This window comes from Stenotrophomonas maltophilia (genome assembly GCF_023518235.1).
Taxonomy (GTDB): Bacteria; Pseudomonadota; Gammaproteobacteria; order Xanthomonadales; family Xanthomonadaceae; genus Stenotrophomonas.
Genome location: NZ_CP090423.1, coordinates 264,130 through 277,049, shown reverse-complemented (window position 1 = coordinate 277,049; position 12,920 = coordinate 264,130). Strand labels below are relative to the sequence as shown.

The 12,920-nt window shown below is 67.5% G+C and carries 15 protein-coding genes; 12 read left to right on the top strand and 3 right to left on the bottom strand.

The window, feature by feature from the left end:
- Positions 1-107: 107 nt before the first annotated feature.
- A complete protein-coding gene (locus LZ605_RS01460; protein WP_006452998.1) occupies positions 108-446 on the bottom strand; it encodes a HesB/IscA family protein in 339 nt (112 codons plus the stop codon).
- A 128-nt stretch (positions 447-574) separates the two neighbouring features.
- On the opposite strand from LZ605_RS01460, the gene asnS reads away from it, so the two are divergent.
- The 12 genes from asnS (at position 575) to LZ605_RS01400 (ending at position 11,084) form a co-directional block, all read left to right on the top strand.
- Positions 575-1,969 carry an asparagine--tRNA ligase gene (gene asnS / locus LZ605_RS01455; RefSeq protein WP_079222389.1) on the top strand — a complete coding sequence of 465 codons (1,395 nt, stop codon included), beginning with the start codon at positions 575-577 and terminating at the stop codon, positions 1,967-1,969.
- A 29-nt stretch (positions 1,970-1,998) separates the two neighbouring features.
- Positions 1,999-2,298 carry a hypothetical protein gene (locus tag LZ605_RS01450; protein WP_099490769.1) on the top strand — a complete coding sequence of 100 codons (300 nt, stop codon included), beginning with the start codon at positions 1,999-2,001 and terminating at the stop codon, positions 2,296-2,298.
- Positions 2,299-2,305: 7 nt separating this feature from the next.
- Positions 2,306-2,620, top strand: coding sequence for a hypothetical protein (locus LZ605_RS01445; RefSeq protein WP_107232957.1), 315 nt, complete (start codon positions 2,306-2,308; stop codon positions 2,618-2,620).
- A gap of 7 nt (positions 2,621-2,627) precedes the next feature.
- Complete coding sequence (locus LZ605_RS01440; protein WP_249843566.1) at positions 2,628-3,266, top strand: FMN-binding negative transcriptional regulator; 639 nt, start codon at positions 2,628-2,630, stop codon at positions 3,264-3,266.
- Positions 3,267-3,338: 72 nt separating this feature from the next.
- On the top strand, positions 3,339-4,001 hold the full coding sequence (gene can, locus LZ605_RS01435) for a carbonate dehydratase (protein WP_106550249.1): 663 nt from the start codon (positions 3,339-3,341) through the stop codon (positions 3,999-4,001).
- Between the two features lie 20 nt (positions 4,002-4,021).
- Positions 4,022-4,543: a 3-hydroxyanthranilate 3,4-dioxygenase gene (locus LZ605_RS01430; RefSeq protein ID WP_249843565.1), complete on the top strand. Its 522-nt coding sequence runs from the start codon at positions 4,022-4,024 to the stop codon at positions 4,541-4,543.
- Positions 4,544-4,703: 160 nt separating this feature from the next.
- Positions 4,704-5,978 (top strand): kynureninase, encoded by a 1,275-nt coding sequence (gene kynU, locus LZ605_RS01425; protein ID WP_249843564.1) that lies wholly within the window; start codon positions 4,704-4,706, stop codon positions 5,976-5,978.
- Positions 5,979-6,009: 31 nt separating this feature from the next.
- Positions 6,010-7,377 (top strand): FAD-dependent oxidoreductase, encoded by a 1,368-nt coding sequence (locus LZ605_RS01420; protein WP_249843563.1) that lies wholly within the window; start codon positions 6,010-6,012, stop codon positions 7,375-7,377.
- Positions 7,377-8,816, top strand: a complete 1,440-nt coding sequence (sbcB, locus tag LZ605_RS01415; RefSeq protein ID WP_249843562.1) for an exodeoxyribonuclease I — start codon at positions 7,377-7,379, stop codon at positions 8,814-8,816. Before LZ605_RS01420 ends, sbcB begins: the two co-directional genes overlap by 1 nt.
- Entirely contained in the window at positions 8,813-9,499 is a 687-nt protein-coding gene (locus LZ605_RS01410) for a DUF2461 domain-containing protein (protein ID WP_107232950.1), read from the top strand. Before sbcB ends, LZ605_RS01410 begins: the two co-directional genes overlap by 4 nt.
- Positions 9,499-10,491 carry an aldo/keto reductase gene (locus tag LZ605_RS01405; RefSeq protein WP_249843561.1) on the top strand — a complete coding sequence of 331 codons (993 nt, stop codon included), beginning with the start codon at positions 9,499-9,501 and terminating at the stop codon, positions 10,489-10,491. Before LZ605_RS01410 ends, LZ605_RS01405 begins: the two co-directional genes overlap by 1 nt.
- 41 nt (positions 10,492-10,532) lie before the next feature.
- Positions 10,533-11,084 (top strand): DUF2939 domain-containing protein, encoded by a 552-nt coding sequence (locus tag LZ605_RS01400; RefSeq protein ID WP_249843560.1) that lies wholly within the window; start codon positions 10,533-10,535, stop codon positions 11,082-11,084.
- Positions 11,085-11,124: 40 nt separating this feature from the next.
- On the opposite strand, the gene LZ605_RS01395 is transcribed toward LZ605_RS01400, so the two are convergent.
- Complete coding sequence (locus LZ605_RS01395) at positions 11,125-12,069, bottom strand: 5'-nucleotidase (RefSeq protein ID WP_019660382.1); 945 nt, start codon at positions 12,067-12,069, stop codon at positions 11,125-11,127.
- Positions 12,070-12,116: 47 nt separating this feature from the next.
- A complete protein-coding gene (locus LZ605_RS01390) occupies positions 12,117-12,890 on the bottom strand; it encodes an NAD kinase (RefSeq protein WP_249843559.1) in 774 nt (257 codons plus the stop codon).
- Positions 12,891-12,920 lie beyond the last annotated feature (30 nt).

Here is a 12,920-nt window from a genome sequence, read left to right as displayed (position 1 = left end):
GGCGGTCGCGTAGGCGTTGGGGTGATAGGTGAAAACCGGGCGCTCCATCCGTGGGGCCTTCGTGCCGACCAAGGTCGGCACCTTCCAGGCGGGCGCCGGGCCGTGCGTCAGGCCTTGTCGGCGTCGGTGGTGAAGCTCTCGCCGCAACCGCACTCGGCCGTGGCATTGGGGTTGCTGAACGTGAACGTCTCGCTCAGCCCGTGCTTGCCGAAGTCGATCACGGTGCCGTCCACCAGCGCCAGGCTCTTGGCGTCGACATAGATCTTCACGCCGTCCTGGTCGAACACGGTGTCGCCCTCGCGCTCGTCGCGGGCCAGGTCGGTCACGTGGCCCCAGCCGGAACAGCCGGTCTTGGTCACGCCGAAGCGCAGGCCGAGCGCGCCGGGGGTCTGGGCGACAAAGCGCTGCACGCGCTCGAAGGCAATGGGGGTCAGGCTGACAGCCATGGGGCTACTCCAGAGGTACGGGGACATTATAAGGAGCCGTTGCCACGAAAAATGCCTCGCAAGCGGAACGCTGCAACCGGTAAACTCCCGTGTTCACAGATCGAGTCGATCAGCAGAGGATTCAAGTCATGACGGTGGTCAGCGTTGAACATGCGCTTGCCGGGAAGATCCCGGAAGGCGGCGAAGTCACGGTACGCGGATGGGTGCGCACGGTGCGCGGTTCAGCGAATCTGGCCTTCGTGAATGTGAGCGACGGCTCCTGCTTCGCCCCGATCCAGGTCGTGGCCAACGACACCCTGGCCAACTTCGACGAGATCAAGCGCCTGACCAGCGGCTGCTCGGTCATCGCCACCGGCACCCTGGTGAAGTCGCAGGGCAAGGGCCAGTCGTTCGAGATCCAGGCCAGTGCGCTGGAAGTGGTCGGCTGGGTGGAAGACCCGCTGACCTACCCGATCCAGCCCAAGCCGATGTCGCCGGAGTTCCTGCGCGAAGTGGCGCACCTGCGCCCGCGCACCAACCTGTTCGGCGCGGTCACCCGCATCCGCAACTGCCTGGCCCAGGCCGTGCACCGTTTCTTCCACGAGAACGGCTTCAACTGGATCAGCACCCCGATCATCACCACCTCCGACGCCGAAGGCGCCGGCCAGATGTTCCGCGTGTCCACCCTGGACATGGTGAACCTGCCGCGCGACGAGAAGGGCGCGATCGATTTCAGCCGCGACTTCTTCGGCAAGGAAACCTTCCTGACCGTGTCCGGCCAGCTGAACGTCGAGGCCTACTGCCTGGCGCTGAGCAAGGTCTACACCTTCGGCCCGACCTTCCGCGCCGAGAACAGCCACACCACCCGCCACCTGGCGGAGTTCTGGATGATCGAGCCGGAAATCGCCTTCGCCGACCTGGCCGAAGACGCGCGCCTGGCCGAAGAGTTCCTGAAGTACCTGTTCCGCGCGGTGCTGAACGAGCGTGGCGACGATCTGGCCTTCATCGCCGAGCGCGTGGACAAGAACGCGATCACCAAGCTGGAAGACTTCATCAATGCACCGTTCGAGCGCATCGACTACACCGATGCGGTCAGCCTGCTGCAGAAGTCCGGCAAGAAGTTCGACTTCCCGGTCGAATGGGGCCTGGACCTGCAGACCGAACACGAGCGCTGGCTGACCGAGGAACACGTCGGCCGCCCGGTGGTGGTGACCAACTATCCGGAGCACATCAAGGCCTTCTACATGCGCCTGAACGACGACGGCAAGACCGTTGCCGCGATGGACGTGCTGGCCCCGGGCATCGGCGAGATCATCGGCGGCAGCCAGCGCGAAGAGCGCCTGGATGTGCTGGATGCGCGCATGGCCCAGTTCGGTCTGGATCGCGAGCATTACAGCTGGTACCGCGATTTCCGCCGCTATGGCTCGGTGCCGCACGCCGGCTTCGGCCTCGGCTTTGAACGCCTGGTGGTCTACGTCTGCGGGCTGTCCAACATCCGCGATGCGATCCCCTACCCGCGCGCCCCGGGCAGCGCGGACTTCTAAACCCACACGAGCACGGAGGTACTGCCCCCATGACCCTGTTCTTCGCCCTCTGTTTCGTCGGCGTTGCAGTGGCCGGGTTCAGTGCCTTCGTGATCTTCTGGCCGCTGACCCTGGTGCACGTGCGCGATCGCCATCCGGCGCTCGCCGCGCGCTTCGGCAGCGGCGCCTTCCTCAAGCCCGACGCCCTGGGCTGGCTGTTGCGCCGCGACTATCGCCAGCAGCCGGACCGCTCGCTGTCCGGGCTGGCGACACCGGCCTGGGTATCGTTGCTGACCCTGCTGGCTGGACTGGGCATGGCCGCCCTGCTCTGGCTGGCCTCGCTCTGGTAATACGCTCATGAATGACATCACCGCCTCGCGCGACAGCTGGTGGCTGGCCAGCCTCGGCAACACCCTGATCTGGGCCCGCCTGCGCGTGCGTCCGGCCGGCACCGCCGAAGTGCTCGACAGCGATGGCAACACTCTCAGCTACGACAGCGAGGACACCGCCCGCGCGCAGCTGTTCGACGCCGAATTCGTCGAGTTCGACGGCCTGGACGAGGAAGACGCGCTTGTGCGCGGCTTCAGCCTGCACGAGGTGCAGCCGCCGCACGCCGACAGTGACGAAGGCCTGCGTGGCCGCATGGTGCAGTCGCTCGGCGGGCGCGCCTGAGCCGGACATGTTCACCCCGCGCGCCTTCGCCGAGACCGACCTGCTCTGGCTGGACCGACTGCTGGCGCGCGACCCGTTCGTCACCGTACTCACCCCCGGCAGCGATGGCCTACCCGAACTGACCCGGATGCCGGTGCTGTACCAGCGTGACGGTGACCGCATCGAACTGCGCGGCCACTGGGCCCGCGCCAACCCGCAATCACGTTATCGCGGCGAGGCCAAGGTGCTGGTCGATGGCCCGCATGGCTATGTGTCTGCCAGCTGGTATCCGGACAAGGAACCGGCCGCGCGGGTGCCGACCTGGAACTACGCCGCCGCCGAACTGCGTGGCCAGCTGCAGACATTCGACGATACCGCTGCGCTGGCCGATCTGGTCGGAGCGATCAGCGACCGTTTCGAAGCCAGCGTCGGCCAGGCCTGGCAGTTCGATGCCACGCGCGCCGAGCATGGCCCTGAGCTGCGCGCGATCGTCGGCTTCCGCTTCCAGGTCGAGCACGTGCAGTTGAAGCTCAAGCTCAGCCAGAACCATCCGGAGGCCAACCAGCAGGCGGTGATCGCCGCGCTGGAGGCACTGGCCACCCCTTCTTACCAGGAGCTGGCGCAATGGATGCGCTGGCACCGCGAACAGGCTGCCCGCAGCGACTGATCGCCCCTGTTCCCGCGACGCTGCGGCCGGATGGCTGCGGCGAGCCCCCACCCGACGCCAGGGATACCGCACATGAAAGACATCCATCGCCTGCTGCAGAACAACCGCGACTGGGCCGACCGCATCGCCCAGGAAGATCCGGAGTTCTTCCACCAGCTGGCCAAGCAGCAGCATCCGGAATATCTGTGGATCGGCTGCTCCGACTCGCGCGTGCCGGCCAACCAGATCATCGGCATGGCGCCGGGTGAAGTCTTCGTGCATCGCAACGTCGCCAATGTGGTGGCACACAGCGACCTGAACTGCCTGAGCGTGGTGCAGTACGCGGTGGACCAGCTGAAGGTGAAGCACATCCTGATCGTCGGCCACTACGGCTGCGGCGGCGTGCATGCCTGCCTGCACAACACCCGCGTCGGACTGGCCGACAACTGGCTGCGCCACGTCGGCGATGTCGTGCAGAAGCACCAGGGCATCCTCGATGCGATCGAGGATGACGAGCTGAAGCATGCACGCCTGTGCGAACTGAACGTGATCGAGCAGGTCGCCAACCTGTGCCGCTCGACCATCGTCGAGGACGCCTGGGCGCGCGGCCAGAAGCTGATGGTGCACGGCTGGGTCTACAGCCTGAAGAACGGCCGGGTCAGCGAGATGGGCATCGACGTCGGTGCACCGGAAGAGCTCAAGCCGGCCTACGAAAAGGCCCTGTCCTACGTGCCGCGCCAGGGCCGGCGCGACTGACCTCACTACGGATCACGACCATGCTCGCCTCGCCGATCAACCTGCACGCCTGGATCGAAGAACATCGCCACCTGCTGAAACCGCCGGTGGGCAACAAGATGATCGACAACGGCGACTTCATCGTGATGGTGGTGGGTGGGCCGAACTCGCGCACCGACTACCACTACGACGAAGGCCCGGAGTGGTTCTACCAGCTCGAAGGCGAGATGGTGCTGAAGGTGCAGGAAGACGGCGCGGTACGCGACATTCCGATCCGCGCCGGCGAGATCTTCCTGCTGCCGGCCAGGGTGCCTCACTCGCCGCGGCGCCCGCCCGGCGGTGTCGGCCTGGTGGTCGAACGCAAGCGCCTGCCGCATGAACGTGACGGCGTGATCTGGCACTGCGAGCGCTGCAACCACAAGCTCTACGAAGAGTACTTCACGCTGCAGAACATCGAGACCGATCTGCCCAAGGTCTTTGCCAGATACCAGGCCAGCCTTGAACTGCGCACCTGCAGCCAGTGCGGGCACGTGGACCCGTTACCGGCGCCAGTGGCGGGCTGATCTCCTGCCCCTGTAGAGCCGAGCCCATGCTCGGCGGTGGGCCCGCGCAGCCGAGCATGGGCTCGGCTCTACAGGTTCGGCGGCATGCACGCATCCCTGCCACCGGGTGCGCCATCCCAAGCGCTACACTGGCCGTCCCGTTGCAGCCTGTTGCCCAACCATGTCCGACCTGCTCAGCCGCACCCACGCCATTGCCCTGGACGCCGCCGATCCGCTGCGCCCGCTGCGTAACGAATTCCTGATTCCGCGCCATGGCGGCGGCGAACAGACCTACTTCGTCGGCAACTCGCTGGGCCTGCAGCCGCGCGGTGCGCAGGCCGCGGTACAGGAGGTGATGAAGCAATGGGGCGAGCTGGCGGTGGAAGGCCACTTCACCGGCCCCACGCAGTGGCTGTCCTACCACCGCCTGGTGAGCGCGCAGCTGGCCCACGTGGTCGGCGCACTGCCCAGCGAAGTGGTGGCGATGAACACGCTGAGCGTGAACCTGCACCTGATGATGGTCAGCTTCTACAGGCCGACGATCGAGCGCCCGGTGATCCTGATGGAGGCCGGCGCGTTCCCCACCGATCGCCATGCCGTTGAGGCACAGATCCGCTTCCACGGCTTCGACCCCACCGAGTGCCTGGTGGAGGTACAGCCGGATGAGCCCAATGGCACGATCTCGCAGGTGGCAATCGAACGCGCCATCGCCGCGCACGGCCCACGCCTGGCGCTGGTGCTGTGGCCGGGCGTGCAGTACCGCACCGGCCAGGCCTTCGACCTGGACGCGATCACCCGCGCGGCGCGACTGCAGGGCGCGCGCATCGGCTTCGACCTGGCGCATTCGGTGGGCAACCTGCCACTGCGCCTGCATGAGGTGGCCCCCGATTTCGCCGTGTGGTGCCACTACAAGTACCTCAACAGCGGCCCGGGCGCGGTTGCCGGCGCGTTCGTGCACGAGCGCCACCACCGCGACACCACGCTGCCGCGCTTTGCCGGCTGGTGGGGCCACGAAGAGAGCACCCGCTTCCAGATGGCGCCGCAGTTCACCCCGGCCATCGGTGCCGAAGGCTGGCAGCTGAGCAATCCGCCGATCCTCGGCCTGGCCCCGCTGCGCGCCTCACTGGACCTGTTCGAGCGTGCCGGCATGGAGACGCTGCGCAGCAAATCGCTGGCACTGACCGGCATGCTTGAAGCGCTGGTACGCGCGCGCCTGTCCAGCGTGCTGCACATCATCACTCCGGCCGATCCGCAGCGCCGTGGTTGCCAGCTGTCGCTGCGCGTGATCGGCGGTCGTGAGCGCGGCCGTGCCCTGTTCGAGCACCTGCGTGGCATCGGCGTGCTCGGCGACTGGCGCGAACCGGACGTCATCCGCATCTCGCCCACCCCGCTCTACAACCGCTACCTGGACGTGCACCACTTCGTCGAGGAAGTGGAAGCCTGGGCCGGCCTGTAAGCCGGCCCCTCCCCTACTGCTGGACAGTTCGTTGATCGCACACGCTTCCCGCTCGTTGAGCATTATCGGCGCCGGCCTGGCCGGATCCCTGCTGGCCATCCTGCTGTCACGCCAGGGCTGGCGCATCACCCTGTACGAACGCCGCGGCGATCCGCGCATCGCCGATTACGAGAGCGGCCGTTCGATCAACCTGGCCCTGGCCGAGCGCGGACGCAACGCACTGCGCCAGGCCGGCGTGGAGGACGAGGTGATGGCGCGCGCGGTGATGATGCGTGGGCGCATGGTGCACCCGCGCGAAGGCGAACCGCAGCTGCAGCGCTATGGCCGCGATGACAGCGAAGTAATTTGGTCGATCCACCGCAGCGACCTCAACACCACGCTGCTGGAGCTGGCCGAACAGGCCGGTGCCACCGTACACTTCCACCGCCGCCTGCATACCGTGGATTTCGATGCCGGCTACGCACGCTTCATCGACGACCGCGATGACAGCCCACATGACATCCACTTCGACACCCTGATCGGTGCAGACGGCGCCGGCTCGGCGCTGCGGGCGGCGATGAACCGGCGCGCACCGCTGGGCGAGGACATCGCCTTCCTCGACCACTCCTACAAGGAGCTGGAGATTCCGCCGGCCGCCGATGGCAGCTTCCGTATCGAACGCAATGCGCTGCACATCTGGCCGCGCGGCCACTACATGTGCATCGCCCTGCCCAACCACGAAGGCACCTTCACCGTCACCCTGTTCCTGCCCAACCAGGGGGATCCCAGCTTCGCCACGGTCAACACCGGAACGCAGGCCGAAGCACTGTTCGCGCACGAGTTCGCCGATACCCTGCCGCTGATCCCGAACCTGCGCACAGACTGGGAACAGCACCCGCCGGGCCTGCTCGGCACGCTCACCCTGGAACGCTGGCACCAGCAGGGCCGCGCGGTGCTGATCGGCGATGCCGCCCATGCCATGGTGCCGTTCCACGGCCAAGGCATGAACTGCGCCTTCGAGGACTGCGTGGCACTGGCCCGCCATCTGATGGAAGCGGATGACCTGGAAGGCGCCTTCGCGGCGTTCGAGAGCGAGCGCAAGCCGAACGCACGTGCCATCCAGCAGATGGCGCTGGAGAACTATCTGGAAATGCGCGACCGCGTGGCCGATCCTGCGTTCCTGCTGCAACGCGAGCTGGAGCAGGAGCTGCAGCGGCGCTGGCCGACCCGCTTCGTGCCGCACTACACCATGGTCACCTTCCTGCACACGCCGTATGCCGAAGCACTGCGCCGCACCGAACTGCAGCGCGACATGCTGGTGGCGGCCACTGCCGGCCACGATTCACTGGACAACATCGACTGGGCTGCCCTGGAAGCGCAGATCCATGCGCAGCTGCCGGTGCTGGAGGGCGCGCACTGATGGCTGACAGCTTCCTGTTCTACGACCTGGAAACCTTCGGTCAGGATCCACGGCGCACCCGCATCTCGCAGTTCGCGGCGATCCGCACCGACGCCGACCTCAACGAGATCGACACCCCGGTCAGCTTCTTCGTGCGCCCGGCCGATGACCTGCTGCCCTCGCCGATGGCCACCCTGGTCACCGGCATCACACCGCAGCAGGCCCTGGCTGAAGGCATCAGCGAGGCCGAGGCGTTCGACCGCATCAATGAAATGCTGTCGCGGCCCAGCACCTGCGCACTGGGCTACAACACGCTGCGCTTCGATGACGAGTTCGTCCGCTACGGCCTGTTCCGCAACTTCCACGACCCGTACGAGCGCGAGTGGCGCAACGGCAATTCGCGCTGGGACCTGCTGGACATGCTGCGGCTGATGCGCGCGATGCGCCCCGATGGCATCCAGTGGCCGCTGCGCGAGGACGGCGCCACCTCGTTCAAGCTGGAGCATCTGGCCGAAGCCAACCACGTGCGCGAAGGCGATGCGCACGAAGCGCTTTCGGACGTGCGCGCCACCATCGGCATGGCGCGCCTGTTCAAGCAGTCTCAACCGCGCCTGTGGGACTACGCACTGAAACTGCGCGACAAGCGCTTCGTCGGCAGCCTGCTGGATGTGGCCGCGCTCAAGCCGGTGCTGCATATCTCCATGCGCTACCCGGCCAGCCGCCTGTGCGCGGCGCCGGTGCTGCCGCTGGCGGTGCACCCGACCATCAACAATCGGGTGATCGTGTTCGACCTGGACGGCGACATCGACGACCTGCTGGAACTGCCCGCCGAGGTGATCGCGCAGCGGCTGTACATGCGCGCCAGCGAACTGCCCGAGGGCGTGGCACGGGTGCCGCTGAAGGAAGTGCATGTGAACAAGGTGCCGGCACTGATCGCCTGGAACCACCTGCGTGCCGATGACCATGCGCGGCTGGGTCTGGACGTGGCGGCGATCGAGGCCAAGGTCGAGCGCCTGCGCGCGTTCGCCCCGCAGCTGGCCGAGAAGGCGCGCCAGGTCTACAACCAGCCGCGCGCGGCCACCGTGGCCGACGTCGATGCCTCGCTGTATGACGGTTTCCTCGGCAACGGCGACAAGCCGCTGCTCGCGCTGGCCCGCACCACCGCGCCGGAACAGCTGGCCGCGCTGGAAGGCCGCTTCCGCGACCCACGCCTGCCCGAGCTGCTGTTCCGCTACCGCGCGCGCAACCATCCTGGCAGCCTCGCGCCGGCTGAACGCGAACGCTGGCAGGATTACCGCCGCCAGCGCCTGCTCGGAGACAGCGGCCTGGGCGAACTCAACCTGCCCCAGTACCGGCAGCAGCTCGATGCACTGGCCGCCGATGCGCCCGACGACGCGCGGCGCCAGGCCCTGCTGCAATCGCTGCGTGACTGGGGCCAACATCTGCAGGAGACGTTGTGAGTACCTATTTCTCGGACGCCAGCTTCAGGTTCCTGCGCAGCCTCGCGCGGCACAACGACAAGGCCTGGTTCAACGACCACCGCCAGCAGTACGAAGACCACGTGCGGCAGCCGTTCCTGCGCCTGCTGGGCGATCTGCAACCGGCGCTGGCCGAGGTCAGCGAGCACTTCCGCGCCGATACCCGTGGCGTCGGTGGCTCGCTGTTCCGCATCCATCGCGACGCACGTTTTTCCAACGACAAGTCGCCCTACAAGACCTGGCAGGGCGCGCGTCTGTTCCATGAGCGCCGCCGCGAAGTGGCCGCGCCCTCGTTCTACGTGCATCTGCAGCCGGGCGAGAGCTTCGTCGGCGCAGGCCTGTGGCACCCGGAGCCGGAGACCCAGCGCCGCGTGCGCCATTTCATCCTCGACAACCCGGGCAGCTGGAAGGCCGCCGCGCATGCACCGGCCCTGCGCAAGCGCTTCGATTTCGAGGAAAGCGAGAAGCTGGTGCGCCCGCCGCGCGGCTTCCCGGCCGACTTCGAGTTCATCGACGACCTCAAGCATCGCAACTGGGTGATGTGGCGCTCGCTGGACGACGCCACGATGACCGGGCCGCGCCTGTTGTCCACGCTGGGCAAGGACCTGGCCGGGCTGGGCCCGTTCGTCGACTACCTGTGCGCGGCATTGGACCTGGAATTCTGATGTCGCCGCAGCCTGCGCTGGCGCGCCAGCGGCGAGTGCTGGGCCGTACAGGCCTGGCGGTTTCACCGGTCGGCCTGGGTTGCTCCGGGTTCTGGGGCCATCGCCGCTTTCCCGAAGCGTCGGCGGCAGCCGTGGTCGCGCATGCATTGGCCCATGGCGTGAACCTGCTGGACACCGGGCACAACTACTCCGGCTTCCATGCCGAGCCGCGCCTGGGCCGCATTCTTCGCCCGCTGCTGAAGCACTACCCGCGCGATGCGCTGGTGATCTCCAGCAAGGGCGGCACGCTGACCGGCCAGGCCGGCATCAGCGGTGCCGAGCAGCGCAACTTCTCGCCTGCGGCCATCACCGCCAGTTGCGAAGCCTCGCTGCGCAACCTCGGCCTGGACCATCTGGACATCTACCAGCTGCATGGCGCCAGCGAACACGACATCAACGACGATCTGCTGGCCGCGCTGCAACGCCTGCGCGAGCGTGGGCTGATCCGGCACACCGGCATCAACACCCACTCCGCATCGACCTTGCGCTGGATGATCGCCCACCCCACCGCCTTCGATGTGGTGCTGCTGGACTACAACGCCCTGCAGCAGGACCGCGAACCGCTGATCGACCAGCTGCACGCCGCCGGCATCGGCGTGCTGGCAGGCACGGTGCTGGCACAGGGCCACCTGCTGCCCGCGCGCCCGCGCCTGCCGCGGCTGGCCGATGGTTGGTACCTGGCGCGTGCCTGGCTCAAACCCAGCAGCCGGCAACTGATGCACAGCGCCCGCAGCATGCGCAGCGCCGTGGCCGCGATCAACAGCCAGCGCCCGGCGCAGACCGCCTTCGCCTACGCGCTGGGCCACGCCGGCGTGGCCAGCGGGATCCTCGGCACCACCCGCATCGGCAGCCTGGATGAAGTGCTGGCCACACGGCCGGAGGCGCTGAGCGCTGCCGAGCGCCAGCAACTGGTGGACGCCTTCGGAGATGGCCGCGGCTCCCCCAGTCATTGAGTCTTCACCCGGCACGGCCGCTGTTGCGGCAGTCTGGGGGCATGAAAAAGCTCACTGCCCTCGCAATCCTGCTGGTCCTGGCACTGGCGGCCTGGTGGTTTGGCGGCCCCTACGTGGCCGTCAACGGCCTGTCCAAAGCCATCGAGCAGCGTGACACCGCGCGCCTTGAGCGCTACGTGGACTTCCCGCGCGTTCGCAGCAGCCTGCGCGCCCAGCTCAACGACTACCTGGTACGCCAGGCCGGTCCGGATGTGGCGGCCAGCCCATTCGGCGCCCTCCTCTACGGCCTGGGCGACCAGCTGGGTGGTGCCGCCGTGGACACCATGGTCACCCCGGCCGGGATCGGTGCGATGCTGCAGGGCCACGTGCTGTGGAAACGCGGCCGCAATGAGCTGCAGGGCGGCGACGCCTTCGGCCCGACCGAACCGGCTCGGCCACTGAAGAACGCCGAGCACCATTTCGAAGCGCTGGACCGCTTCGTGATCGACGTCGATCGCGGCCCCGGCCAGCCGCCATTGAAGGTCGTGCTGGAACCGCAGGGCCTGCGCTGGAAGGTGGTGGACCTGCAGTTGGGGATGTCGGGCAGCCCGTAGCCCCGCTGCCCTGCGCTCGCCGGGCAGGGCCCGGCGATGGTCACCCCTCGTTGGCGACACCGTGCGGGACGTGACCGGCGGCCACGTGTTCGCGCGCGCTGTCGATGTTGTGCTGTGAATCGTCGAAGAAGATGTCGGCACCGAAGGCCTGCAGGAACGGTCCCTTGTGGCGCCCACCGAGGAACAGCGCCTCATCCAGGCGCACGCCCCACTCACGCAGCGTGCGGATCACCCGCTCGTGCGCCGGCGCCGAACGCGCGGTGACCAGCGCGGTGCGGATCGGTGCGCTTTCGCCGGCCGGGAACACTTCCTGCAGCGTATGCAGGGCCGACAGGAAACCACGGAACGGACCGCCGCTCAGTGGCTCACGGGCGCGCTCACGCTCGTGGCGGCCGAATGCTTCCACGCCCTGCTCGCGTGAGATGCGCTCGCTTTCATCGCCGAAGATCACCGCGTCGCCGTCGAAGGCGATGCGCAGCTGGCCGGCCGGGCGGCCAATGTCGATCTGGTCGGCTGCCGCCGCCGCGGTCTCACCCGGTGGCTTGGGCAGGATCGTCGCTGCGGCGATGCCGTGGCGCAGCGCGCTGCGCACCGATTCCGGATTGGCCGACAGGAACAGGTCGGTACCGAACGGCTTCACATACGGCCAGGTCGGCTCGCCGGCGGTGAAAGTTGCACGGATGATGCCCAGGCCATAGTGCTGGATCGAATTGAAAATGCGCAGGCCGGTATCGGCCGAGTTGCGCGACAACAGGATCACCTCGACCCGCGGGTTCTCCGGGCTGGCGCCCTGGTTCAGCGCCAGCAGCTTGCGCACCACCGGAAAGGCCACGCCCGGGCCGAGGATGTCGTCCTCATGCTGGCGCTGGAATTCGGCATAGGCCGCCACGCCATCGCTCTCGAACAGCGCATGGCTTTCTTCCAGATCGAACAGCGCGCGCGAGGTCACCGCGACGGTCAGCAAACGGGGGGAGTTGTCGCCCATCGGTGGGGGTCCTTCAAGCGGTCGGCGGGGCCGGCGGCCTATTGTCCTCAAAAAACGAACTGTTCGCTCAGGATCCGGTCTTCCAGATTGTGCTCCGGGTCGAACAGCAGCGTCACCCGGCGGTCCTTCGACTCGCGGATGGTCACCTCCACCACATCACGGGTCTCGTGCGAATCGGCGGTGACACTGACCGGGCGCTTGTACGGATCGAGCACGCGGAAGCGCACCTCGGTGTCGGCCTTGAGGATCGCGCCGCGCCAGCGCCGTGGCCGGTACGGGGCCAACGGCGTCAAGGCGATGGTGTGCGAACCCAGCGGCAGCACCGGGCCATGCGCGGAATAGTTGTAGGCGGTACTGCCGGCCGGGGTGGCCACCAGCACGCCGTCGCCGATCAGCTCGGCCACCCGCTCCTGGCCGTTGAGGTCGATGCCGATGTGTGCCGCCTGCCGGGTCTGGCGCAACAGCGAGACATCGTTGTACGCCAGCGAACCGGTGCTGGTGCCCGATTCGGTCAGTGCCACCATTTCCAGCGGGCGCAGATGGGCCGGCTCGGCGCGGGCGATGCGGGCATGCACGTCATCGTCGCCGCGGTACTGGTTCATCAGGAAGCCGACGGTCCCCAGCTTCATGCCAAACACCGGCTTGCCCAGGTGCCCGTGCCGGTGCAGCGTCTGCAGCATGAAGCCATCGCCGCCCAGTGGGCACAGCACGTCGGCCTGCTCGGGAGCGTAGTCGCCATAGCGCGACACCATCGCCGCACGCGCCATCTGCGCCGGTTCGGTGGTGCTGGCCAGGAAAGCGATGCGGGGGGAGTCGCTCATCGGTGGATCCGGGGGGAACTGGTCAAGAGC